This window comes from Polynucleobacter paneuropaeus, assembly GCF_003261235.1.
Lineage (GTDB): Bacteria > Pseudomonadota > Gammaproteobacteria > Burkholderiales > Burkholderiaceae > Polynucleobacter > Polynucleobacter paneuropaeus.
The window spans coordinates 549,971-575,117 of sequence record NZ_CP030085.1 but is presented as its reverse complement, the minus strand read 5'-3'; the positions used below and the strand labels follow the sequence as shown (position 1 = coordinate 575,117).

At 44.0% G+C, this 25,147-nt stretch carries 24 protein-coding genes and 2 tRNA genes; 10 read left to right on the top strand and 16 right to left on the bottom strand.

What is annotated here, in order from left to right; all coding sequences use genetic code 11:
• Positions 1 to 57 precede the first annotated feature (57 nt).
• Entirely contained in the window at positions 58 to 1,335 is a 1,278-nt protein-coding gene (locus Pas1_RS03095; RefSeq protein ID WP_112294459.1) for a tyrosine-type recombinase/integrase, read from the top strand.
• 3 nt (positions 1,336 to 1,338) lie between these two features.
• On the opposite strand, the gene Pas1_RS03090 is transcribed toward Pas1_RS03095, so the two are convergent.
• The 8 genes from Pas1_RS03090 to acs form a co-directional block, all read right to left on the bottom strand.
• Positions 1,339 to 2,256 (bottom strand): hypothetical protein, encoded by a 918-nt coding sequence (locus Pas1_RS03090; protein ID WP_112294458.1) that lies wholly within the window; start codon positions 2,254 to 2,256, stop codon positions 1,339 to 1,341.
• A 179-nt stretch (positions 2,257 to 2,435) separates the two neighbouring features.
• The gene (locus tag Pas1_RS03085) at positions 2,436 to 2,636 is read right to left on the bottom strand and encodes a hypothetical protein (RefSeq protein ID WP_112294457.1); all 201 of its coding nucleotides are present in this window, start codon (positions 2,634 to 2,636) and stop codon (positions 2,436 to 2,438) included.
• Positions 2,637 to 3,562: 926 nt separating this feature from the next.
• Positions 3,563 to 3,772, bottom strand: a complete 210-nt coding sequence (locus tag Pas1_RS03080; protein ID WP_112294456.1) for a BrnA antitoxin family protein — start codon at positions 3,770 to 3,772, stop codon at positions 3,563 to 3,565.
• Positions 3,773 to 3,793: 21 nt separating this feature from the next.
• Positions 3,794 to 5,638 (bottom strand): flagellin N-terminal helical domain-containing protein, encoded by a 1,845-nt coding sequence (locus Pas1_RS03075; RefSeq protein ID WP_112294455.1) that lies wholly within the window; start codon positions 5,636 to 5,638, stop codon positions 3,794 to 3,796.
• 383 nt (positions 5,639 to 6,021) lie between these two features.
• Entirely contained in the window at positions 6,022 to 6,615 is a 594-nt protein-coding gene (locus Pas1_RS03070; protein WP_112294454.1) for a recombinase family protein, read from the bottom strand.
• A gap of 176 nt (positions 6,616 to 6,791) precedes the next feature.
• Positions 6,792 to 8,729, bottom strand: a complete 1,938-nt coding sequence (locus Pas1_RS03065; protein ID WP_136625599.1) for a reprolysin-like metallopeptidase — start codon at positions 8,727 to 8,729, stop codon at positions 6,792 to 6,794.
• A 294-nt stretch (positions 8,730 to 9,023) separates the two neighbouring features.
• Positions 9,024 to 9,114: transfer RNA gene (locus Pas1_RS03060), tRNA-Ser, on the bottom strand.
• A gap of 47 nt (positions 9,115 to 9,161) precedes the next feature.
• Positions 9,162 to 11,135 (bottom strand): acetate--CoA ligase, encoded by a 1,974-nt coding sequence (gene acs, locus Pas1_RS03055; protein ID WP_112204516.1) that lies wholly within the window; start codon positions 11,133 to 11,135, stop codon positions 9,162 to 9,164.
• Between the two features lie 145 nt (positions 11,136 to 11,280).
• On the opposite strand from acs, the gene Pas1_RS03050 reads away from it, so the two are divergent.
• From Pas1_RS03050 to Pas1_RS03030, 5 genes are read left to right on the top strand one after another with little or no spacing between them, the layout of a single operon-like run.
• Positions 11,281 to 12,804 (top strand): fumarate hydratase, encoded by a 1,524-nt coding sequence (locus Pas1_RS03050; protein WP_112204518.1) that lies wholly within the window; start codon positions 11,281 to 11,283, stop codon positions 12,802 to 12,804.
• 26 nt (positions 12,805 to 12,830) lie between these two features.
• On the top strand, positions 12,831 to 13,652 hold the full coding sequence (gene murI, locus Pas1_RS03045; protein ID WP_112294452.1) for a glutamate racemase: 822 nt from the start codon (positions 12,831 to 12,833) through the stop codon (positions 13,650 to 13,652).
• Positions 13,652 to 14,371, top strand: coding sequence for an energy transducer TonB (locus Pas1_RS03040; protein ID WP_112294451.1), 720 nt, complete (start codon positions 13,652 to 13,654; stop codon positions 14,369 to 14,371). The genes murI and Pas1_RS03040 overlap by 1 nt, the downstream gene beginning before the upstream one ends.
• A 4-nt stretch (positions 14,372 to 14,375) precedes the next feature.
• Positions 14,376 to 15,068, top strand: coding sequence for a MotA/TolQ/ExbB proton channel family protein (locus Pas1_RS03035; protein WP_112204524.1), 693 nt, complete (start codon positions 14,376 to 14,378; stop codon positions 15,066 to 15,068).
• 2 nt (positions 15,069 to 15,070) lie between these two features.
• Positions 15,071 to 15,484, top strand: coding sequence for an ExbD/TolR family protein (locus tag Pas1_RS03030; protein WP_112204526.1), 414 nt, complete (start codon positions 15,071 to 15,073; stop codon positions 15,482 to 15,484).
• Here the strand turns inward: Pas1_RS03030 and Pas1_RS03025 are convergent.
• On the bottom strand, positions 15,468 to 15,956 hold the full coding sequence (locus tag Pas1_RS03025) for a hypothetical protein (RefSeq protein ID WP_215271658.1): 489 nt from the start codon (positions 15,954 to 15,956) through the stop codon (positions 15,468 to 15,470). The two genes, Pas1_RS03030 and Pas1_RS03025, sit on opposite strands and share 17 nt — an antisense overlap.
• A 9-nt stretch (positions 15,957 to 15,965) precedes the next feature.
• A tRNA-Leu gene (locus tag Pas1_RS03020) sits at positions 15,966 to 16,054 on the bottom strand.
• A 137-nt stretch (positions 16,055 to 16,191) separates the two neighbouring features.
• On the opposite strand from Pas1_RS03020, the gene Pas1_RS03015 reads away from it, so the two are divergent.
• The 4 genes from Pas1_RS03015 to purU all read left to right on the top strand — a co-directional run bounded on the left by Pas1_RS03015 (position 16,192) and on the right by purU (position 20,369).
• Entirely contained in the window at positions 16,192 to 18,651 is a 2,460-nt protein-coding gene (locus Pas1_RS03015) for a penicillin acylase family protein (protein ID WP_112294450.1), read from the top strand.
• Positions 18,652 to 18,717: 66 nt separating this feature from the next.
• A complete protein-coding gene (locus Pas1_RS03010) occupies positions 18,718 to 19,125 on the top strand; it encodes a surface-adhesin E family protein (protein WP_112294449.1) in 408 nt (135 codons plus the stop codon).
• The gene (locus tag Pas1_RS03005; protein ID WP_146610769.1) at positions 19,061 to 19,486 is read left to right on the top strand and encodes a hypothetical protein; all 426 of its coding nucleotides are present in this window, start codon (positions 19,061 to 19,063) and stop codon (positions 19,484 to 19,486) included. Before Pas1_RS03010 ends, Pas1_RS03005 begins: the two co-directional genes overlap by 65 nt.
• A gap of 28 nt (positions 19,487 to 19,514) precedes the next feature.
• Positions 19,515 to 20,369: a formyltetrahydrofolate deformylase gene (purU, locus tag Pas1_RS03000; protein WP_112294447.1), complete on the top strand. Its 855-nt coding sequence runs from the start codon at positions 19,515 to 19,517 to the stop codon at positions 20,367 to 20,369.
• On the opposite strand, the gene soxA is transcribed toward purU, so the two are convergent.
• From soxA to Pas1_RS02970, 6 genes are read right to left on the bottom strand one after another with little or no spacing between them, the layout of a single operon-like run.
• Positions 20,366 to 21,136 (bottom strand): sulfur oxidation c-type cytochrome SoxA, encoded by a 771-nt coding sequence (gene soxA, locus Pas1_RS02995; RefSeq protein ID WP_112204536.1) that lies wholly within the window; start codon positions 21,134 to 21,136, stop codon positions 20,366 to 20,368. The two genes, purU and soxA, sit on opposite strands and share 4 nt — an antisense overlap.
• On the bottom strand, positions 21,133 to 21,462 hold the full coding sequence (locus Pas1_RS02990) for a thiosulfate oxidation carrier complex protein SoxZ (protein ID WP_112204538.1): 330 nt from the start codon (positions 21,460 to 21,462) through the stop codon (positions 21,133 to 21,135). Before Pas1_RS02990 ends, soxA begins: the two co-directional genes overlap by 4 nt.
• Positions 21,459 to 21,932: a SoxY-related AACIE arm protein gene (locus Pas1_RS02985; RefSeq protein WP_112204540.1), complete on the bottom strand. Its 474-nt coding sequence runs from the start codon at positions 21,930 to 21,932 to the stop codon at positions 21,459 to 21,461. Before Pas1_RS02985 ends, Pas1_RS02990 begins: the two co-directional genes overlap by 4 nt.
• A complete protein-coding gene (gene soxX / locus Pas1_RS02980; RefSeq protein ID WP_112237576.1) occupies positions 21,929 to 22,387 on the bottom strand; it encodes a sulfur oxidation c-type cytochrome SoxX in 459 nt (152 codons plus the stop codon). The genes Pas1_RS02985 and soxX overlap by 4 nt, the downstream gene beginning before the upstream one ends.
• A 29-nt stretch (positions 22,388 to 22,416) precedes the next feature.
• Positions 22,417 to 24,636: a xanthine dehydrogenase family protein molybdopterin-binding subunit gene (locus tag Pas1_RS02975; RefSeq protein WP_112294446.1), complete on the bottom strand. Its 2,220-nt coding sequence runs from the start codon at positions 24,634 to 24,636 to the stop codon at positions 22,417 to 22,419.
• A gap of 9 nt (positions 24,637 to 24,645) precedes the next feature.
• A complete protein-coding gene (locus Pas1_RS02970) occupies positions 24,646 to 25,095 on the bottom strand; it encodes a (2Fe-2S)-binding protein (protein WP_112294445.1) in 450 nt (149 codons plus the stop codon).
• Positions 25,096 to 25,147 lie beyond the last annotated feature (52 nt).

Sequence of the window (25,147 nt, the reverse complement as noted above, 5' to 3'; positions counted from 1 at the left end):
GCATGGGTTGAAAATATGGGTTGAATTATGCTAAAGTGTTTTTAATAGGAGCCTAAAATGCCTAAAAAGACCCCTCTTCCTCCATACCTAGTTAAACGACACAACACCTACTTTGCGGTTCTTTATGTACCCAAAGATATTCAGTACGTAATAGGTAAAAAGAAGTTCATCAAAACAACTGGTGAGCAGAATATCAAGTTGGCACAGACAATAGCAAATGTCTTTGTTATGGGATGGAAAGCAGAGATTGCGTCAGCACGTTCAAAATCAGATGAACCACTCATCAACTCCGCGAAAGAGATTAAGAAACTACTTAAATCTTCACCCAAATATCTCGTTGATGAAGTGATTGACGAAGAAGTTGCAAGATTACATAGGGAACGCAAACCCATAGATGCTCAAGTGTTTGAACGTATTGCTAAGGGTAAAAATAGGCATTTAGAAGAGGTGGCAAAAGAATGGAAGATTCATGAAGAAAAGAGAGGTCTAGCGCAAAAGTTTATCGACCAAATGTCAAATGATGTTGACTTAATTGTTAAGCAATTCCCTACTTCCAACTTTATGACTGCTGAGCATATTGAGTGGTGGATTAAAGACATTGCAAGGATTGGCAAACTATCAGCATCATCAGTTACCAGAATCATTAGTTCTGGGAAAAACTTTTACAAGTATCTTCAATTTATTAAAGAAGTGCCAATCTCAGAGCCCAATCCGTTTATTGTGCCTACCGAATTTAAAATCAGTAGCAAACCAAACTCAAAATCACTAAACAAAGTTCAATCTTGGTTGCCATTTGAACCAAAAGAGATTGTTGGGTTATACAAACTTGCACTAGATGAGAGTAAAACTTTGGCAGATTTAATGCTGATTGCAATGCATACAGGTGCTCGTATAGAGGAAATCTGCTCTCTACTTTGCAAAGATATAGATACCCAAAATCAAAGCGTCACTATCGTGAATGCAAAAACTGAAGCAGGCGAAAGGACTATTCCTATTCATCCGTTTATTAAGGAAAGAGTTGAACAACTAATTGAAGCATCGAAAGATGATTATTTACTAACAGGTCTAACAAAGAACAAATATGGCGATAGGTCTAATGCAATTGGTAAGCGATTTGGGAGATTAAAAGAAAAGCAAGGATACTCGTCACGTCATGTCTTTCATTCAATAAGGAAGACTTTCACCACTATGCTAGAAAACGCTGGCGTTGGTGAAAATATTGCAGCAGATATCGTAGGTCATGAAAAACCTAGAATTACCTACGGGTTATATAGTGGCGGCGCTTCTTTAGAGGTAATGAGAGAGGCAATAAAGAGTGTTGTGTACGCCCTATAGACATTAATCGTCAAATTCACTTTCATCATCTTTAGAATCAGAAATATCTATCGAGTGAATCTTACCTTTTGAATCTATTAGCAGAATGTCTGTGTAGTTATGGAGACCACTACTTTCAAATTCAAAATTTTGACCATCATATATGGGTAGATATGCATAGTAATAACCATTAGCACCATTTTTATAAACATATTTTTCAATATCAAGCGTTAATTTCTTGGGATCAAATTCCTCAAATATGTCGATGGTTGCATACGACCGCTTATAAAAATGAGTTACCACTAAAGTAGGCAATTTTAATCTTGATATTAAACGCTCATCTTGATTTTTTTTCTTAAATTCCCTTTCGAGGTGCTTTTGAATATTAACCTCTTCATTATTTAATTCAAATAAAACATCCGTTTCACAAAAACCTGAATTACCGCTGGATGCTATGTCGTTATATTTTTCTGCAGGAATTCCATTCTTAACATAATTCATATACTCCAATTCGGATAAATTTTCATAGGCAATTTCACTCTCGGTGGCCTGCAAAGAAAGGTGATTGAAGGGGACCGTCTTAATTTCAGATTCACCAACTACCTTAATTGTTATATCAAAGAACTTCCACCCGATTTTTTTCAAATTCTCTTCTAATTGCCAGCCATTTGATAACTTCTTAATAATTTTTTTATCATCAATAGATACACCGCTCGAAAAATATCTTTTTTCAACACTACGACTATAAGTTACATCTTTAAAATCTGACAATAGAATATATTGCTCGGTCCCGCCCGATGAAAAATCTAAGGGATTAACGGAAATTATATTGAATTCAGATTTGATATTTTCTATATAAAAAATATTTGCTCGTTTCTTATAATAAGTTCTCTCTATGAGTTTATTTTTTCCATTAGATTTAACGGCATACCTAACATTCATCTTAATCTCCTACTTCTTCATAACCATAATCACATAATCTTCCTGTTTCTTTATAAATTTATCAATCTCTTTTTGACACATTTGTCGAGAATTTTTCTCGTGTGCGTTCACGTTGAGGACAAGCAATTCATTGGGTCTAGATTGTTCAATTTGACGTTTCAAGGCAGTTATATCTGGTGTCATTCAGTCAACTCACTCAGAACTTTGGTGACACCCTTCTCTTCTATGTCATCGAGTAAAGACTTGATAGCAATACGTCCTAATGTTGTTTTGGGAATTCTTGTGGACTTGGCAGTCTGATTCAGTCTATTGGTCAATTCATGTGAAAGACGTAATGGAAACTGGATATGTGGGGTTGTGGAAATATTAAAACTTGGCATTAAAGATCCTTTTATTGTGGAATTAATCTAAGACCAATCATTCACACAAGCTCCCGTTGGTATAAGCGACAAGTACGTAATGACTAGATTCTTACAAGGTATTTATATCAATTGAAATTAGGTGATTGATAGTGGCAAATCAACCTAATATGTCTTAATAAATGTCGCTACGCTCCATATTCACTACGTTCATGATTTATATTTTTTTATTAGCAATCTACTGGATGACTCCACAAAGTAGTATTGAGACCAGATAATCTGAGGAAGGATTTTTAGATACACTTTGCCTGTCACGGCAAAGTGACATCTGAGTATAGGATCCCCAGACACCTTCATGTAGACAACTGAAATAGTAACTAGCACCTGATTTCAGCAAGAGGGTTGACCTGTTGCTTTTACGTCTGCTTTGCGAATCAACGGGAACTAGCTAGAACCACATGAACGATTTCTAACCAATCTGGTGTTGCTTTTTTCTCAGAGCACCAATCCCAACGAATTTCTTTATTTAAAGCACCTATCGTTTCCGGCGCTCCTCATCATATATTTTGCCTTGGCGTTGCTTAATCTACCGCACTTCCTACGAGATTTAATTAAGGGCTTGGGGCTTGTCTCACATGCTACTTTTATTGCTTCATATATGTATATATGTAACTTGTTGCCAAAAAATACAAAAAATATGAAAAATATTTCACTTTTTCATATTGTGAAAAGCGATGAATAAAACGCCGGCCTCCTAAAAAATTTTCAGTTTTCTAGTTACTGATATTGCAGTTTGGGCCAGAGAAAACTTTATTAGAAAAAGAGTGTTCAAAAAGTCGAAAAAAATGCCCCTGATTTAATAGCAACAGGAGCATGATTTTTGATGATTTACAGAGTGTTCGGTAAGTTGATGCTTTTGAATGTATTAGTCAATCAAAATCCAAAATTTACTTCCAACGAAGATTCAGCTTCCGATTAGAAGAAGCGCAGTCACGTAAATATAGATTAATCAAACTTTGATACGGTATACCTACACGTTCAGATGCTGATTTGAAATAAGCAATAGCGTCTTCATCAAGGCGAATCGTTATTGACCTCTTAGATTGAGATACATATGGATTTTTAGTTTCTTTGAAAAATTCTAAATTTTCATTCATACATCACCTGTTAATAAAAAGTTACCTAAAAATTGAAAGTAAGGCAGCTGATGCTGAATTCATTTGACTTACTAAGTAATAGTCGATGCTCTGCTGGTTATTAAGACTTTGTAACTTTGCTTGTAAGGCAGTAGCATCAATATTTTGAATAGAATCAATCGTGCCTTGAAGACCAATAGCGAGGCTACTGGCAGAGTCTTTCACGGCAACTAATCCAACTGAATAAGCGCTTAATGCAGATTGTTTGTTCGAAACCGAGTTTAAAGCGGCAACTAAAGCTTGAATTGCCGCCTTCCCATTAGTTACATTAAGAATATTTAAGGTATCGATTCCCAAACTAGTTGCATCTGCGGGCTGACCTTGAATAGTTGTACCACCTTCCCCAGATATGCTAGTTTGAACCTGGATACTTGATGATGCATTGGATTGTATTGGTGGATATTCTTTGACCACAAAAGCGGGACTAAAGGATCCGGGTGAGCCATTTTGCACACCTAAACTAGCCGGATCTGATGGCACAAGTGAGCCATCAGATCCGATTGAGTACATATAAATTTTGCTGTCCAAAGAGCTCATTGCATAGGCGTTAGTTCCAGACGGGTTAATAATTAGATTGGGATTACTTCCAGCACCAGTAGTTACAGTAGGCAAACCTGAAGCAGTGAGGGATCCATTATTACCAATTGAATATATTTCAATCGTGCCCACTCCTCCAATATACTTGCTGATGTATGCAAGGGTTCCAGCTGGATTAATAGTAATTTTTAACATTCCATTGATAATGTTGCTATCAACTTGAGTTAGCACTCCATTGCTGCCTATGGAAAAGGTTAATAAATTATTTCCGCCAGAGTTATCTTTTACATATGCATAAGTACCTGCTGGATTGATTGTTATTGTTGCGGGAAGGGTGCTTGTTGCTATTGTTGGCGTCGATAGAGGAACTAACACCCCATCATTCCCAATTGAATACATTGAAATTGAACGGGCCATATAATTTGGTGAATATGCATATTTACCATCTGGAGTGATGGCCAATGGATACTGCGGGTAATTTGTGGCAATAGTAGGCGTACTTAAGAGCGAAAGTACACCATCATTCCCAATTGAATACATTCCAATGGTGCCATCCCTCACATTATTAACATAAGCGTATGTTCCAGCAGGGTTTATTGTCACCACATAGGGATAAAGTCCTGCGGTGACTGAAGGAGGACTCAATGGAGTAAGGGTGCCATCGATTCCAATTGAAAACTCAGAAATGGTGTTTCCGTTATACCCTGAACCCGCATAAAGATAAGTGCCCGCCGGGTTAACTGTTATTGATGCAGAACCAGGAATATCAACGCTATTGGCAAGGCTAAGCGTTCCGTTAGCTCCAACTTTATACGACTTCACACCTTGCGAGGATCCCAATATATTGATATATAAGTAAGTATCTGACTGAGATTGTGAGGTCAAAATTAATGGCTTTAACAAATTTGATCCATTAACGGTAGCACTGTTAGCAATGTTGCTAACTTGCGTCTTTAAAGACTGAAATGTTGTATTTAAGGAGGTTAAGTCATCCACACTTAACCCAGCACTACTTGCTTGTGTTGCCAAACCTCGCATTTGTTGAATAATCGATGCAATGCTAGTTAGTCCAGTCTGAGCAACACCGACAATATTTTGTCCAAAAGCAATATTGTTTTGAACTGTGTTGTATCCCGCCACTTGAGCACTCAATCGTGTCACAACACCACGCTCTCCAGGATTTAAAGTGCGCAAGCCACTAGCCAGTTCAGTTTGTACTGAACTGATTTCAGACTGGAGATTTTGTACTCGAGTCGATAAGGTGGGAGCTAATGCCGATAAAGTGCTCACGATGTGTTACCCAGATTCCCTTTTCAATGCTTTACATGATGAAAGGCATAAGTCATCAAAATGATTAATGCCAAGCTCTCACCAAAAAATAGTGAGTAAATCAAATAAAAACATCGAAGTAGGTTCGTAGACCTGAGCTATCGAAGCAGTTCGCACGCTAACCCCTTCAAATAGAGGGTAGGCGCTATAAGTCTTTTATCGTCTTAATTTTTATAAACTTTAATTGCTTATGAAAATAATTGTTCAATAAAATCATATAGTTATGAAACTTTATGTATATACAAAACAATTATTAAAGTAATAAATGATAGTTACAACTCTTATAGTGTTTATATCGATGTTTTAATTCGTTCAGTTAAGTCGTCTGGGATGCGTTAATCAATCTATTTTTCAGTGATTGAAATTGCTGAATAAACCGTTCCAATACCGACTTTGCAGGATTTGGATATTTGACGAATACTCATGCCGTTTTTATGCATAACCTGAATCGCCGACCTCATGCCATCATTCATTTTGGTTGGGCGCCCTATATGAACCCCCGCTGCCTTTGCTCTTTGCTGACCTGCTACTACCCTCTCTCGAATTAGATTTCGTTCAAACTCCCCGATTGCTCCAAAAACTGAAAAAATCATCCGACCGCTAGGCGTTGTTGTATCCATACCCTGTTGCATGAAGAACAAATCAATCTTCATTGCCTGTAATTCATTGAGTATCTCGACTAAATGCTGAAGACTTCTACCCAGTCTATCTATTGACCAACACATGACCATCTCAAACTTTCTTTGAGTCGCCAATTTCATCATTTCATCAAGAGCAGGTCTATCTTTTCTTGATTTGGCACCCGAAATGCCGTTATCAATGAACTCTGAGACGATTTCATAACCCATTCGCTCTGCTACTGCTCGAAGTTCTATGAGTTGATTCTCAGACGTTTGATGTGTAGTTGAGACTCGACAATACAGACAGACTTTTTTCATCTCCAAACCCCTTCTAAATGCGTTCTAGAAGTGGTGGAAGGTAAAGGTTCTGGAGGGGATTACTAGCCTATTCGCAATTTTAGATTTATGCCTAATACCCAAAAAAAATTGAAGGGTTTAAGTGCATATTGATTATTTTTAATCTATTGAATACTACCTATTTTAAAAATTACTGTTTATGCCACTGCCGAATGAGTAATGGATGTTGTGGTGGCATTGTAATACCCGATTGCTTGTATATTTCGCAGAGTTAAAGCAACGTTCGAGTTTGATTTGGAGGTTGCCTGAGACAATCCAGTTAACGTCCAATCAGACGCACTACCGGGCAGCCAAACTTGGTTTGTTCCGCTACCTCCATCAATCGTAGCAGCATAATTGCTTGCATAAAAACTATCATTTGCAGAACCACCAATAACTTCAGAGTACTTACTGCCATAACTAAGTGCAAGATTATTCAAACCATCATATATAGGATTAATCGACGTTGCGTTTGGTACTATAGTTTTCATGATGCTAGTTGCAGCTGCCGCTGCATTCGCAGAATTTAAACCACTTTGTTGAAGCTGAGCTTGAATATTCGCCGTTTGAACAGTTTTTGACTTAATAGCTATAGAACTAAAAGATCCCGCACGAAGGTCAAAAACATCAGACGTAGTTGTTGCACTTGCGTCAACTTGGACGCCATTAGGCGCCCAAACTGTTTGAAAATCAGTGTAATTATTCGTTGCAGTAATTGTAGAGGCTGTTGAATTCGTGTTAGCGCCGTACAGAAACTGAAGGGCTGCTATATCAAAGAGCCCATAAGTTGATGGATTAACCGCCTCTGTTGAGTAACCATAAGAATATCTATTGGATGTTTGACTGCCTGATGCAGTTACTGACTTCGACGCCACAGGGTCGTTATAAGACATGCTTGAATAGCGGCGATTATCAGTCGCACTTGGAAGATAGGGGCCCACCGTTCCACCACCTCCAGCATTGTAGTTTCCAGGATGCTTAAGGCCGAGCGTATGACCAATTTCATGAATGATTGTTTCCCATCCATATGTTCCCAAATTAAATCCATTTGAAGAGGAGCCTTGTGGGTTGGTCGCTTGATTCTTAGCAAGGAATAGATAACTAGTAGGATTGGCACCATTCCCATTGGGGTAGTTAGCATACCCAGCACTAGAAGCTTGGGTATTTTGACCAAAACTAATATCTGCAGTAGTGGCGGTATTACTCACATCAGTAAAAGTAACGTTAATAAGGGTTGACAGGTAGTCGAGTGCTGCTCGTACTGCCGTCTTTTCTGGTTCTGTCATTGGCGCATAGCCAACTGCATTAGTTCCAGTTACAAGAGTAGGTTTTGTTACCCCCATAAAACTATAGTTGAGCGTATGTTTTGAACTGGCTGAATCCAGAGAATTTAAGCCTGTCGTAATATTATTTCCGCTAATAACAGCTGCACTTCCACCTTGCCACCAATATTTCGTTCCAATGTTGAGTATGGCATCAACATTCGCATTTCCACTACTGGCAATTACTTTAGTATCACTAAATTGAAGAAATTTAGCCGTTGTAAGTGCTAATGAAGTTGGCTCTACTCCGCTTCCACCCGCAATTGTGACTCCTCCAGAAGAACCAGGAGTTACTCTATACGCACTTAAAGACTTAGCAAATGTAACCGTCTCTACGGCAGACATAAGTTTTGCAAGTATGTCTTTATCGCTCTTAAATTTAGATGCGGCAACAGTCCACTTTGGGGTTCCATTACTAAAACTGATAGATGCAATCTTTCCAGCAGCAGCCAAGGTCTGAAGAGCATCTAGGTTTGTGAAAATATTTTGCGCGGTATCTGAGATAGTAAAAGCTGAAACAGTTTTTTTATTTGAGGCGCGAGCGTAGGTGCTGATTGCAGAAGCAGAATCTACTGTAGATGGTGCAGAAGCAGCGGGAATAGAGGCAATACGAAGACTTGCAGAGCTTGAAAGCTTTACAACCACCCCCGGAGATGCTTTCACTACTTTATTAGAGTCTTGCAAAGAGGGATTTACAGTGGAACTTATTTTGAGGTCTCTAGACGTCTTTGAGATGAGGTTTGACGTATTTTGAGTTGAGAAGATTGTGTTCACCCTACTTACCCTCAAGATAAGCAATAAAAATACTTAGAGATGAAATAAGCAACCTCAGCGGCAACACAACTCCCCAGCAATAGATAAGTCGAGACTTATCTGCTTTAACGGTTATTAAGCAAAAAACTATAGGAAGTTTTGGCTTATAACTTTTACAAGGGAGGGGCTAAAGGCAAAGGGATTAGTAGTTTGTTCTCAGCATGAACAACTACTTGCTAATATTGGTTGAAAATATGGGTTGAAACAATAAAAAAAATCCTCGTAAACCATTGATTTACAAGGATTTTATACTACTGGCGGAAGAGGCGGGATTCGAACCCGCGGTAGGCTATTAACCTACGCACGCTTTCCAGGCGTGTGACTTAAACCGCTCATCCACCCTTCCGGAACCCACGATTATACGGTTCCCGAAAGGGTGTGTCTTAGAAAGACTTATAAGGACTGCTTGAGTTGGTCCAGAATCGCTGGATTCTCAAGGGTGGAAGTGTCTTGAGTGACCTCCTCACCTTTAGCAATGACACGCAAGAGGCGTCGCATAATCTTGCCGGAACGGGTCTTAGGCAAGTTGTCACCAAAGCGAACATCTTTTGGTTTTGCGATTGGCCCAATCTCCTTACCAACCCAGTTACGCAATTCGGTTGCGATCTTCTTGGCTTCATCGCCAGTTGGTCTGCCCCCTTTGAGAACTACGAAAGCACAAATTGCTTCACCAGTCATATCATCAGGACGACCTACTACAGCGGCCTCAGCAACCAATGGATTGGCTACTAAGCAAGATTCGATTTCCATTGTACCCATGCGGTGTCCGGAAACGTTCAAGACATCATCGATACGACCAGTGATGGTGAAGTAGCCCGTATCTTTATTACGAATCGCACCGTCACCAGCGAGATACAGAGTGCCGCCCAGCTCTTCTGGGAAATACGACTTCACGAAACGGTCAGCATCATTCCAAATCGTTCGAATCATGGAGGGCCATGGGCGTTTGACTACCAAGATACCGCCACTGCCATTAGGCACGTCGTGACCTGCTTCATCAACAATCGCAGCCATGATGCCAGGCAATGGTAAGGTGCATGAACCAGGAATCATCGGCGTTGCACCAGGCATTGGAGAAATCATGTGGCCGCCAGTTTCGGTTTGCCAGAAAGTATCAGCAATCGGACAGCGTGATCCACCAACGTGTTCGTAGTACCACATCCATGCTTCAGGATTGATCGGCTCACCCACTGAGCCCAAGAGGCGTAGTGAAGAAAGATCATAATTCTTAGGATGAATAGACTCATCTCCGCTAGCGGCCTTGATTAAAGAACGAATCGCCGTCGGTGCTGTATAGAAAATCGTTGCTTGGTGTTTCGCAATCATGTCCCAGAAACGGCCTGCATTCGGATAAGTTGGTACACCCTCAAACACAATTTCAGTGCAGCCGACCGCTAAGGGGCCATAGGTAATATATGAGTGACCAGTAACCCAGCCAATATCCGCTGTACACCAGAAGATATCGCTTGGCTTGATGTCAAAAGTCCACTTCATGGTCAGAATCGCCCACAATAGGTAACCGCCAGTGGAATGTTGCACGCCTTTTGGTTTGCCGGTGGAGCCTGAGGTGTAGAGCACAAATAAAGGATGTTCTGCACTTACCCACTCTGGTTCACAAGTAGTGGACTCATTTGCGACCACATCGTGCATCCAAGAATCACGACCCGCAGTCATTGGAATATTGCCGCCAGTACGTTTATAAACAATCACGTTTTTGACTTTTTCACACTCGCCCAAGGCCAATGCTTCATCAACGATCACCTTGAGAGGCAGCGCTTTACCACCTCGTAACTGTTCATCAGCAGTGATGACTGCTACTGCGCCAACGTCAACAATTCGCTCTTGCAAGGATTTGGCAGAGAAACCGCCGAAGACAACGGAGTGGGTTGCGCCAATCCGTGCGCAGGCTTGCATAGCAACAATGCCTTCGATTGACATCGACATATAAATAATGACACGATCGCCAGACTTGATACCCATCTTGCGCAAAGCGTTGGCCATTTTGCAAACACGATCGAGTAAATCTTGATAAGTGGCCTCGGTTACAGTGCCATCGTCTGCTTCAAAAATGATCGCTTTTTTAGCGCCATTCCCTTTTTGAATATTGACATCCAAACAGTTATAAGAGGCATTGGTTAGCCCATCTTCAAACCACTTATAAAAAGGTGGTTTGGATTCATCTAAAACTTTGGTAAAGGGTTTTTTCCAATAGATATTCTCTTTAGCTAGGCGCCCCCAAAAACCTTCGTAATCTTTCTCGGCCTCGGCACAAAGCTTGTTATAAGCTTCCATGCCAGGAATGGCGGCACCCTTAACAAAATCCTCGGGTGGGTGAAAAACACGGTTTTCGTGCATTAATGGTTCCATGCTCAATGCCCTCTATGAATTAACTCTAATTAGCCTCTGGGGGGATGTATCCTCTAGACCCTAGAAGATAAGTGAAAAAACGGGGGATTTGCTCTATGGCAAACCCTTAAAATATGGCAAACCTGACAAATTTGAGTGAAAAACTATGACTAAGATCAAACAAAACGACCTCATCCAAAGCATTGCGGATGCCTTTCAGTTCATCTCCTACTACCACCCTAAGGACTTTATTCAGGCCATGGGTCGTGCTTATGAACTCGAGCAAGGGGCCGCCGCTAAAGACGCAATTGCTCAGATTTTGACGAATAGTCGGATGTGTGCTGAAGGTCATCGTCCGATGTGTCAGGACACCGGCATTGCCGTGGTCTTTCTAAAAATTGGCATGAATGTGCAATGGGCAGATGCCAGCATGAGTGTGAGCGATATGGTGAATGAAGGCGTGCGTCGCGCCTATCTCAACCCCGACAATACCTTGCGCGCTTCAGTGTTAGCAGATCCCGCTGGTAAACGTCGTAATACTGGCGACAACACACCTGCAGTCATCCATTATGAAATCGTACCCGGCGATGATGTCGAAGTAATTTGCGCAGCCAAAGGGGGCGGATCTGAGAACAAGGCCAAGATGGTGATGCTCAATCCTTCTGACTCAATCGTCGACTGGGTTTTGAAAACCGTTCCCACCATGGGTGCCGGTTGGTGCCCTCCGGGTATTTTAGGAATTGGTATTGGGGGCACTCCAGAAAAAGCAATGCTGCTTGCCAAAGAATCATTGATGGGACCCGTTGATATTCAAGAGCTGATCGCTAGTGGTCCAAAGAACCGCGTTGACGAACTCCGTCTTGAGCTCTATGAGAAGGTCAATAAACTGGGCATTGGTGCGCAAGGCCTAGGTGGTTTAGCCACCGTACTTGATGTGAAGATCCTGGACTATCCAACGCATGCTGCTTCATTACCCGTTGCCATGATTCCGAACTGTGCAGCGACTCGCCATATTCATTTCCACTTACATGGTGATGGCCCTGCAGTATTTGAGAAGCCATCTTTGTCTGATTGGCCTGCTGTCACCTGGACTCCAGATGCTCAAAAGTCCAAACGCGTTAATCTCGATACCCTTACGCCAGAAGAAGTGGCTAACTGGAAACTCGGTGACACACTGTTATTGAATGGCAAAATTTTGACAGGTCGTGATGCTGCTCACAAGCGCATTCAGGACATGCTCGCTAAAGGTGAAGAACTTCCTGTGAGTTTTAAGAACCGCGTAATCTATTACGTTGGCCCAGTTGATCCTGTCCGAGATGAAGTTGTTGGTCCAGCCGGCCCCACCACTTCGACGCGAATGGATAAATTTACTGAGATGATGCTTGCAAAGACTGGACTTATTGCCATGATTGGTAAAGCCGAACGAGGCCCAGTAGCGATTGAAGCCATTAAAAAACATCACTCCGCGTATCTGATGGCGGTTGGGGGCGCAGCTTATCTCGTCTCTAAAGCAATTCAAAAGTCACGCGTTCTGGCTTTTGCTGATCTAGGCATGGAAGCAATTTATGAGTTCGAAGTAAAAGATATGCCCGTCACAGTCGCAGTAGATTCTCAGGGCCTATCGATGCATATCGAAGGACCTAAAGAGTGGTCGGCAAAGATCGGTAATATCCCGGTCACGATCGCTTAAGCTTGTAATCTCTTTGGATCAATGACTTGGCACTCATCGGCGTATTTGATTCTGGTGTAGGGGGCTTATCCATTTTGGATGAAGCCCTTCATCAATTGCCAGAGCATGACTATATCTACCTAGCGGACTCTGCTAACGCGCCTTATGGTGAAAAATCCAGTGAGTGGATCAGCGCTAGAAGTCTTGCGCTATGTCGTCACTTAGTGCAAGAAGGCTGTGATGCGATTGTGGTGGCTTGCAATACCGCTACTGCGGAAGCGATTGCGAAGATTCGAACGGAATTGAGTGAGATCCCCATCATTGGGGTTGAGCCAGGTATCAAACCTGCGGCGATGCAAACTCAAAATGGAATTGTCGGCGTCTTAGCTACGGAAGCCACTCTCAATAGCGATAAGTTCAATGCCTTACTTGCCACCTTACCTGCTCACTGTCGAATCATTAAACAGGCTGGGGCTGGTTTAGTGCCCTTAATTGAAGCAGGCTCTGCAGATGATTCTAAAACGCTTGAGCTTTTAGCCACCCATTTACTACCGATTCAAGAAGCGGGTGCTGATACTCTGGTTTTAGGTTGTACGCACTACCCTTTTCTGCGGCAATCGATTCGAATGCTCTTGGGAGAGTCGATTACGCTGATAGATACCAGTGAAGCAGTAGTTCGCCAGCTTAAGCGGCAGCTTGAGGCAAAATATCCTCGAAAGCAGGATTGGGCTAATACGGATGCTGGCTCAGTCTGTTTTATAAGCAGTAAGGATGAAACAAAACTATTGAAAATGGCTGAAGAATTGATGTCAACTGATTTACAAGCCCATCGTCTTAGTGCTGCTCTCTTAAGCGATCTAAGGTCTTAATGGGAACTCTACTCAATCGCCTCGATGCACATCTGCCGTTTAACAAAACGGAACGTACGATCATTTTGATTGTGCTCTTGATGCATTGCTTGCCTTTGCTCAGTCTTCTGAAATTTCATTTCACTGCAGATACTCCAGACGAAGAACGTGTCGCAGTGAATCTAGTCTCACCAGCAGCGGCGCCTCCTGCTGCTTCAAAACCTGTAACGCCTCCCCCAAAACCCGCTAAGCCACCAACCCCGCCATCACCTAAGCCGCAGCCCAAAGAGAAAACGACTCAAGATAAATCCAGTCAAACTCCTAAGCCACCGCAAACTCAGCAACAAAGTTCTCCGCCGGCGCCTCAGAGCAGTCAACAGGCTCCAAGCAGCACCCCGCCCAATGCTGCTGTAGCACCTGCGTCTGCGCCAGGAGCAACTGGTACTCCGATTCAAACTGACATTGGTAAACTCGAAGTCGTTTATGAGCCTGATGCAGATGCCTACTACCCTTCCTTCTCTAAACGTTCAGGAGAGCAAGGCGCTGTGGTGGTTCGTCTCATTATTGATCAAGCAGGGAATGTAGAAGATGTCGCCCTACTTCGTTCTAGTAATTTTCCTCGCTTAGATCGTGCTGCAGAAGAGATCGGGCAACGTTATCGTTTCAAGCCGTATTTAGTCAATGGTGTACCTAGCAGAATTTCTACCAACCTTTTAATCAAATTCAATCTGAAAAATTAATCTTATGCATACTCCATTTGGCATCGCTAATCTTTGGATCACAGGTGACTTCGCTACGCGCTTTGTCGGCATCATTTTGTTGACATGCTCGATCGTGACCTGGGTCATTCTTTTTAATCACCTCTGGGATCTACGCAAACTCCGCAAGCTCATGCCTGAAGTAGAACGCTTTTGGCGTGCCACTTCGTATGAGGATGGTCTCCATAGCTTTAGTAATGGCAGCTTTAATCCCTATTACAAGATTGCTAAGGAAGCTTCATCGGCATCGATCCACCATCAAAGTCAATCCACCAATCATCGCGAGTTACTCCAAACTCTGAACTACTCTGAGTGGATGGCCCGCAGCATCAAAAATAGTATCGATGGTGTGGCGGCGCAATTTCAGAAGGGGTTAACTTTTTTGGGATCAACTGGCGCGATTGCTCCATTCGTAGGCTTATTTGGAACGGTATGGGGCATCTATCACGCCTTGATTTCAATCAGTAGCTCAGGTAGTGCGCAGATCGATCAAGTTGCCGGTCCGATCGGTGAAGCTTTGATCATGACTGCACTCGGCTTATCGGTAGCGATCCCAGCAGTTCTGAGCTTTAACGCGATCAATCGTGCCAATAAATTGCAAATTGCCGATCTAAATCGCTTTGGTAACGATCTATTGGCTTATTTCGTGACCGGTGCACGCGTGAAGTCCGGAGAATAAGCATGTCTTTTAACGTTCAGAACGATCAAAACGAAGATAGCATCATGTCGGAGATCAATATGACGCCGATGGTAGACGTCATGTTGGTACTCTTGATCATCTTCATCATTACGCTCCCCGTAATTCAGCAGGCAGTGAAAGTCGATTTGCCCAAAGCCAATAGCGTGCGCAATGAAGTCAAGCCTGAATCAGTTCAAGTATCGATTGATGCTAAGGGTCAAATCTATTGGAATAGCACTCCGGTTACCCTAAAAGCCTATAACGAAAATGCAGACAAAGCATCGCAAGAAGATCCACAACCTGAAATTAACTTGCGGGCTGATAAATCAGTGCAATACGATTATGTCGCTAAGGTATTGGCTGCCTCCAAAAGAGCGGGCCTTACAAAGTTGGGCTTTATTACTGAGCCGGATTAACTACTGGCCCACATTTTTCGGTATAGGTCTTTGTGCCCTCACCCATAGTTTTAGCCAGAATCCCGGCCTTAATCGTTTCAACTCTTTTTAGCTGACCAGTTTCCCGTTGGATCGTGGTGCTTGCCACGACTGTTCCAGGCGGATACTTCACACCATCAAATACTTCAGACTCAAAATAGGTATCTGTTAAAAAAGAGACCGTACTTTTGTTGACCTGGACGTTCTTGACTTCTTGATAGCCCTGCTCGTCACGCTGATCAAGATCGCGCTCATCTAAATAGACTTTGGCTTTTGCTTTGGGATTTTTGGGATCAGGCAGAACGATTTTCAGATCATACGCTTCGGAGTAAGCCCCCTCAGAACGAACGCAAGTAAATGCAATCGTTTCTGCTTTGGCGATTGCATAAGCGCCTGCGAAGCCAATCAGGCTGATTTGTAATGCGAAGTTAATTGTGCGCTTTTGTAAGCTCATATCCAACCGTGGTGCCCGAGGCCGGAATCGAACCGGCACGACTTTTTTGAGTCGGCAGATTTTAAATCTGCTGTGTCTACCGATTTCACCACTCGGGCTCGCACTAGCAGAAACTGCCGCGCTAATAAATCAAGACATGCGAATTTTAGCATGCGGAAGGGGTTTTCCTCTGTAGAGCCCCGTCTAGAGGGCTTCTTACAAGCAAGAGGAGTTTCAAAACCACTAAACTATCAACATGAAACGCTTTTTTGAATTCAAGGGTTTTACCCCCTTCTTGAGAGTCGCCCTGATGATTTTAGGTGCAACTCTTGCAATCGCTGCATTTGCCATCGTGTTTTATCTGCTCTCAGCACAATCTAATATTTCTGGCAAACGCAGCTTCAGAGGCATAGACGATAAAGTCCTCATTACTTTTGATGAGGCGGATATTCCCCATATCAAAGCTAACAATTCAGCTGATGCTTTATTTGCCCTTGGTTATTTACATGCTACTGAACGCTCCTGGCAAATGGAAATGAATCGCCGCATTGCGAGTGGTCGCCTCTCAGAAATTCTTGGGGGCGAAACCGTTCCAGTTGATCACTTTTTACGAACCCTGGGTATTAAACATGCTGCTGAGAGACAGTTCGATCGATACCCGGTTGAAGCTAAACGTTTATTGCAAGCTTATGCTGACGGCGTCAATACCGGCAATGCGCAATTGGGTTGGGCTTTACCCATTGAATACTTTCTAACAGCATCAAAACCAGGCTATTGGACTCCGAGTGATAGTCTAGCCTGGATGCTAATGATGGATTTGGATCTGGGTGGCAATTGGCAACGTGAGGTACAACGCTTTGAACTCTCACAATATCTCAGCACTAAACAGATCTGGGAAGTTATGCCGCCCTATGACTCTGGCGAGCAAGTCACAAAAATGGACTTTGCCAAGTTGTATCAAGACATGGGCATCTATAAGCAAAAACAGCAAGAGCAGCAAAGTAAAGCCCCAATCAGTCCGACCATGAAAATGGCTATGGAATATTTTCCAGGTGGCAAGGAAGGTATCGGCTCGAACAACTGGGCCATTGCCGGTAAACATACCGATACTGGCAAACCCCTCCTAGCAAATGATCCGCACCTTGGCTTATCCGCACCCTCTGTCTGGTACTTTGCTCATCTTGAGGCGCCTGGCCTCAATGTCATTGGTGGCACACTGCCCGGTATTCCAGCAGTGATTTTGGGCAGAACAGACAAGCTAGCGTGGAGCTTCACCAATACCAATCCCGATGTACAAGATCTTTACATCGAACAGATTGATGCAAAAAATCCCGTGATGTATCGTGGCCCAGATAAGCAACTCCCCTTTAAGGTCCGTCAAGAGATTATTGATGTCAAGGATGCTGAGCCAGTGCGCTTCTTGGTTAAAGAGACACGTCACGGTCCGGTGATTTCAGATAGTTTTTCAAAACTCAAGGACCTCATCAACACCGATAAGTTTGCAATTGCTTTGCGCTGGACTGCGCTCGATGATGAAAATCAATCCGTCGCTGGTCTGCTTGAAATGAATCGTGCTACCAGCATTGATGAGTTCAGAAAGGCCTTGCGACAAAACTATGCTCCGATGCAAAATGTGGTGTTAGCCGATCTCGACGGTAATATTGCATACCAGGCTGCGGGTATGGCTCCAAAGAGAATTTTGTATCAAGGTCTTTATGGTGTTGCGCCAGCACCAGGCTGGGACAAGCAATATGACTGGACTGGCTACGTACCGTTCGAGCAACTCCCTGCCAGCACCAATCCTGAGCAAGGTTGGATCGCCACAGCCAACCAAGAAATTATTGCAAGCAATAATCCCAACCCGCTTACTGCTGACTGGGACTTTCCGGCACGTTATGACCGCATCGTTCAGTTGATTAAAGCAAAAGATATTCACAATATGGAAAGTATGAAGACCATGCAGGCAGATACGCTTTCCCTGGGTAATACACCGATGCTTGGTCTATTTAAATCGATTCAATCTAAGCATCCACTGGCAGCGCAAGTACAACTCCTCACCAAAGACTTTGATGGTGATATGAAGAAGGATAGTGTTGGAGCGCTCGTCTTCAGTGCCTGGGCTGATCAACTGACGCGTCAACTCTTTGGGCGTTTGGGGGATTTGTTTACTCAATACTATGGTCCACGTAGCTTTAGACAAGCGCTGTTGTTACAACTCCAAAATCCAGATAGTTCTTGGTGTGACAACTCCAAGACCGATCAAAAGGAAAGCTGCGCAGATGCTGCCAATATTGCATTTGATAAGGCCCTAGATCAGCTCAGCAAACAATTTGGCAATGACCCCAAGAATTGGGTTTGGGGTAAAGCCCATATTGCCGTCTCCGAACACCGCCCCTTTAGCCAAGTCCCTTTCTTGGCTAAAATCTTTGATCTTGAAGCTCCTTTTCCGGGTGATAACTACACCATTAATGTTGGACGCTTAGAGTTGATTAAATCAGCAAATCCCTATGAAACCAAGCAAGCCCCCAGCTTGCGGGCAATATATGATTTATCGAATCTAGAAAAGTCCCTATTTATTTACCAGACCGGTCAATCGGGCTGGGTTCAAAGCCAGCGTTATCGCAATATGCAGGCGCTTTGGGCCAATGGGCAGTACCTGCCTTTGCAGATGAAACCTGAGAAGATCGATCGCCAGCTCGAATTAAACCACCGCTAAAAATGAGCTGAGCGTCATTGAGCCTGTTTAGAATAGGCATATTACTGTTCATCATTAGAAATCGCCATGAAAAAACTATCATTTATCACGATCTGTACCACCCTCTCACTCTTGCCCATGATGAGTGCTCTAGCTGCCTGGCAAGAACTTGGTTACAACGAACTCATGAGTGTCTCAGTAGACGTCGATACATTGCAACGTAGTGGTGACAAAGCCCAAATAATGTCAATGTTGAATTTCAAGAAGCCTGGAGAAAATCAACAAACCAAGGCGCCAGTAAGTTCAATCATTGGCTTAAATGAATTCAACTGCTCAAATGCAACTTATCGCCCAATTGAATTCAAAGAATTTGGTGGCAAAAATGGTGGTGGCACACTGGTTTCTACTAACCCAACGCCAGATAGTCCATATGAGCCAGTACCGCAAAACTCCTGGCAAGCTGGGGTATTTAATGTTGCGTGTCGCAACAAGTAATCCTCGTATCGATCAAACTCTGATCAGCAGAGTTTGCGCCTCTCTACTTTTAATTGCTCTACTGAATGCTTGCGCCGCTCCACTTGCGGCCATTGGCAGCTCTGCAGGAAGCACTGCGACTGCTACAGCAGCTACCTACCCCATAACCACTGCTAGCGTGGCAACTTCGGTAGCCACCGGTAAATCTCCACTGGAGCATGCTGCTTCTGCCGCAACTAAAAAAGAATGTAATTTTTTAAATGTGGTGGATTCAAAACCCATCTGCATCGATAAAGAGTTCCCACCCATCACGGACAAAAGTGAGTTTTACTTTGGCCCGGCGGATATTGCTCCAACTGAAAATCCTGCTAAGCCCAACTAAATTGATCTCTAGGGTCTAAAATCGTTCTATGACATCTGAAAACTACTACCTCACCCTCACCTGCCCCAATAAACCCGGTATTGTTGCTGCAGTCTCGACCTATATATTCCAAGCTGGCGGCGATATTGAAGAAGCTCAGCAATTTGACGATAAGGCTTCTAAACGATTCTTCATGCGGGTAAGCTTTAGCTGCCCAGTGGAAGCTGCCACACTGAGAGCTGGCTTTGTTGAGATTGCAAAACGCTTTGAGTTGATCTGGAACTTGCGGGCAGTTAAAGATCTCAAGCGGGTATTGATCATGGCTTCAAAGCTAGATCATTGTCTAGTTGATCTGCTGTATCGCTGGCGTATTGGTGAACTACCTATGATTATTTGTGGCATTGTTTCCAATCACCCTCGCGAGGTGTACTCGAGCATCGACTTCTTTGATATTCCTTTTTATCACCTGCCTGTCACACCAGAAAACAAGCCCGAACAAGAAGCGAAGTTGCTCGACATCATCGCCAAAGAAAAAGTAGATATGGTCATTTTGGCGCGCTATATGCAAATTCTGTCTGATCATCTTTCTAAAGAATTAACGGGGCGTTGCATTAATGTGCATCACTCATTCTTACCCAGCTTCAAAGGCGCTAAACCCTATCACCAAGCCCATGCGCGGGGCATTAAGCTGATTGGTGCTACTGCACACTTTGTGACTAGCGATTTAGATGAAGGCCCCATCATTGAGCAAGACGTCACTCGAGTCACTCATGGTGATACCCCAGATGATTTAGTACGTAAGGGTCGCGATCTGGAGCGCACAGTGCTCTCCCGCGCACTCCGCTATTACTTGCATGACCGCGTCTTGAATAACGGAGCTACTTCAGTCGTTTTCTCAGACTAAGGGCGAACTGCAGGCGTCTCGAGAGGCATACCTCTCGCGCGCCACATTAAATAGAGCTCTAACTGCGCCATCTCAGTAGAGCCATATTCAAAAGGCTGAGCGCGTACCCCACTCATACAGTTGCGTAGACGACGTTCTAATGAGCCCAAGCTTTGCCATTCAATACGATAGATTGGATACCCAGTAGGATGCGCTTGTGGAATGATGCTGCCTCCTAGCTTCAAACCGGCGCGTTCTTCATGACACTGAGCACACGAGAGATTGAGTTGACCCATACGTTGATAGAACCAGTCATGGCCCTTTTTCAGATCAGATTGATTATTTGCTGTTTTCTGAACATCTATAGGCAAACCTTTTGATTGGTTGGCTACAAAAGCGGTAAGCGCCAAGAGCTGCTTACTCTCATAGGCAAACTGAGGTAGACCTTGATTGAATGCACGACATTGATTGATTTGCCCCTCCAGGGTTTGCAATTTTCCGCTCATCACCTTCGGGTAGTGGGTTGCCACACCCTTCATGGATTGACCAGAATCACCATGACAGGAGGCGCAAGACTTTTGCTTAGGTCCAGCCGAATCTTTCCAAAGTGTTTGACCATCCATTAACCAAAATACAGCAGGATTGGCGCTGGGATCATCTTGTAAGGCTTGGTTTTCTGCAGACATCGATTGATAACCCGACTGTCTTGCAGAAGTTTGTGCCTCAGCAGTGACTAGATAGGTACTAGTTATACCGATACAACAGACAATGATTTGGACGATTCTCACGTAACCGTAATCTGAGCTTGGTTCAGAGCTTCGTAGCCATCATCACCAGTCCACTCAAACTGGAGGGTTCCACTCTCTGTCGCAATAGTGCTGAAGATCACCATGGGATTGGCACCAACCCCTGGATAAAAGTCGGCTTTGAAGACCTCAACACCACCATAAGAACAAGTGAAGCTTCTGATAATGTCGCGCGGTATACGTTTACCGTTTTGGTCATATCGAAAGCCGGTCTCCATATCGTGTTGGGCAATTGCCCGAATCTCGATAATTTCGCCCCGCTTGGCTTTATCTGGCATGGTGATGACAGTGCGAGAGGTTTTACTCATGGCTCCTCCGTACAAGCAGAAGTGGTCACCATGGTTTGAACAGAACTTTGCCAAAAACTACCATCGCTCAACTGGGCAATCGCCCAGACTTTTTGTGACTCTGCCAAGCGTACTCGAGTTGTGATGTTGGCAGTACCCGAACGTGGTGTTAAATAGGCGCTAAAGACATTGGGCAAAGGATTACCTTCTGCAATGATATGAATCGCTTTGACATAATTTTGTTCTGTCATTGGATTATCGACGCCCACTTTGAGAACAACCAGATTACCGTTCTCAATCAATGGGGGAAGAACGAGCTTGACCTTACCCTCATTTAAAGTATTTGAACCAACAATTTTTTGAATAGCCTCTAAAGCCTCAGGCTTTTTAGCCAGAGCCGATAAGGGATGAAGACAGACAGAAACCCCCAGTAGTAATACTCTAGTAAGCCAGGTGCGTCTTTCTGCTTTCTGCTTAGTGATGTACTTCATTTTGTGTTCTGACTTTTCATGGTCTCTAAAAAAGCAATGACATCTTCTATCTCTTGTCCAGATAGTATCGTCTGACCAGCATATTTAGGTGCGACGCGAGTCAGGCCTACTGTTTGATAATACGCAGGCATGATAGTATTAGGATTGAAATAAGCAGGATTCACTAGACGAGCTCTCAGTTGTGCGGCAGTGTAGTGGCTTACGCTTGCGCCTAATTCAGGCGCCAAGTTTCCCTGAAATTGCTCCTCCGGAAAAGGGCCGTTATGGCACAAGATACATAAGCCAGTTTGCCGACTCAATACAATAGCGCGCCCGCGAATGGGGTCACCCACTTGATCTGATAAAGGGTCGTTAATAGCGCCGTTGGTAATCGTGACGGCAGATACCAACTTCGAATGGCCTAAGAAAAAGAGCGTGACTAGTAAACAGATTACTAGTGCACGCCCTGTTCTCATACAAACTTCTAAAAAATGGCTGAGCTGAATTAAACCAACTTAATACCGCTATTTTTCAGAGGCACATCCCGATAGCGTTTGCCAGTAGCACGGTAAATTGCATTTAATACTGCTGGTGCAGCAACTGCAATCGTAGGTTCACCAACACCGCCCCACTCGCTTCCACCGCCCTGAATCAAGATGGTTTCCACCTTAGGCATTTGGCCTAAACGAATCGAGTTAAAGGTATCAAAGTTCTTCTGAACAACAGCACCATTCTCGATCGTGATTTCTTCTTCGAAGAGTGCAGACAGGCCATATACAAATGAACCGGCCACTTGGCGCTCGATCTGAGCAGGATTAACTACATAACTTGGATCAGTTGCTGCAACGATGCGATGAATCTTCACTTCGTTACCATTCTTGACCGAGAGTTCACAGGCTGCGGCAACATAGCTACCGTACGCTTTAATCTGTGCAATTCCCCGATGTACACCAGGAGCTGCAGGCTTAGTCCAACCAATTCCGTCAGCAGCTGCTTTGAGTACCGCCATATTGCGAGGATACTTTTGCATATGCTTGAGGCGGAACTGAACAGCATCCATACCGACTGCTTCTGCTAACTCATCCATAAAGGTTTCGATATAGATAGCGTTTTGGTTGACGTTCACACCACGCCAGAAGCCTGGGGGAACATGGGTATTGCGCATTGCGTGATCCACATTTAAATTATCGAAGCTATAGCCAAAGCCATGCTCACCTTGTGGGTCGTAGCCTTGAAATACTGCTGGGTCTTTTCCTTGGTTAGCCTCCAAAATAAATGGGCGAACTGCAGCCAGAATCGACTGGCCTGAGATACGGATATTGAGCGCAGTGACATTCTTCTTATCGTCGATCGCCGCTGTCAATTTAGCCATCGTCGCTGGGTGATAGCGACCCTGGGTCATATCTTCTTCACGGGTCCAGATCAATTTGATCGGAGTGCCAGGCATCTGCTTAGCAATCGTTACTGCTTGCACCGCATAGTCCTGGAAGGCGCCACGACGACCAAAGCCGCCACCGATATTGACCTTATAAACTTCGCATTTTTCAGCCGGCAAGCCAGATGCTGCAATCACAGCAGCCAATGAAGCTTCACCATCCTGGGTTGGAACCCAAGCCTCACAACGCTCAGGTGTCCACTTAGCAGTGGCATTCATGGGCTCAAGCGTGGCGTGATTCAAGAATGGGTAAGAGTAAGTGGCCTGAATCACTTTACTAGCGCTGGCAATAGCTGCCTTGGTATCACCATTACTGTTATGTTTAAAGGTGTCATCGGCATTCAGGCCCTCCTCAAACATCTTCCGAATCGAGGCGCTAGAGACTTTGGTATTGGAACCACTGTCCCAAACAATATCGACCTTATCCATCGCCGTTTTGGCTTGCCAAAAAGTATCGGCTACGACTGCTACAGCAGAATCTCCAACGGGAACGACTTTACGAACGCCCTTCATACTCATTGCTTTAGCAGCGTCATAGCTTTTCACCTTGCCACCAAATACTGGAGACTGACGAATATTGGCAACCAACATGCCGGGCATTGTTAAATCTATCGCGTAGATCTGGCGACCCGTAACTTTATCAGCCACACCATCGATGCGATTCATTGGCTTACCAATTAAGGTCCAGTCCTTTGGATCTTTTAATGGAATATCAGTAGGTACTGCCAGTTGTGAAGCCGCTACCGAGACCTTACCAAAAGTTGTCTTGCGACCAGATGGGGTGTGGGTAATTACGCTGTTCAAGGCCGCGCATTCAGAAACAGGAACGCCCCACTGATTTGCTGCTGCTTGCGTCAACATCATTCGGGCTGCTGCACCACCCTTACGAACATACTGCTCTGAGGTACGAATACCACGGCTTCCGCCGGTCGAGAAACTACCCCAAGCCTGTTTGCGACGCAGACTCTCGCTTGGTGATGGGTATTCATAGCTGACTTTTTTCCAGTCGCATTGCAATTCTTCTGCAACCATCTGGGCTAAACCGGTAATAGTGCCCTGACCCATTTCCGAGCGAACCACACGAACGACGACATCGTCATTGGGCTTGACTACCACCCAGACTCCAATCTCAGGTGCTGAGAGTGGCGCCATAGAGGTCATGCCAGAGCCCTCAGCAGCATTTGCTGAAGCCATGAAATCTAAGTCGAAACCAATAGCAATGCCGGTTGCAATCGCTGCTGAACCGACAATGAAACTTCTACGGGAAGGGTTTGTTGTATTGATAGTCATTTTTTTCCCTTAAGCCTTAATTACTGCGTGAATGGCATCACGAACTTGTTGGAAGGTACCGCAACGGCAAATATTCGATACCGATGCATTGATTTGTTCGTCGCTTGGGTTAGGATTATTACGCAGCAGTGCTGTAGTCGCCATCACCATACCGGACTGACAATATCCACACTGAGGAACTTGCTTTTCTACCCATGCTTTCTGAATCTTCGAAAGCTGGCCACTCTTCTCCAAGCTCTCAATCGTTTCGATCTTCTTGCCTTCAGCAGCAGAGACCGGTAAAGAGCAGCTGCGCATCGCCTGGCCTTCAAATAAAACTGTACAAGCGCCGCAGGCACCGATACCGCAACCGTATTTAGTACCGGTCAAACCCACTTGTTCACGAATGACCCATAGCAAGGGGGTATCTGGATCGACATCCACCGCATATTTTTTGCCGTTGATATTTAAATTAGCCATTCGTTATCTCCTGTGGATTGACCCTAATTGAATACTCTGTTTTTCTGAAAGT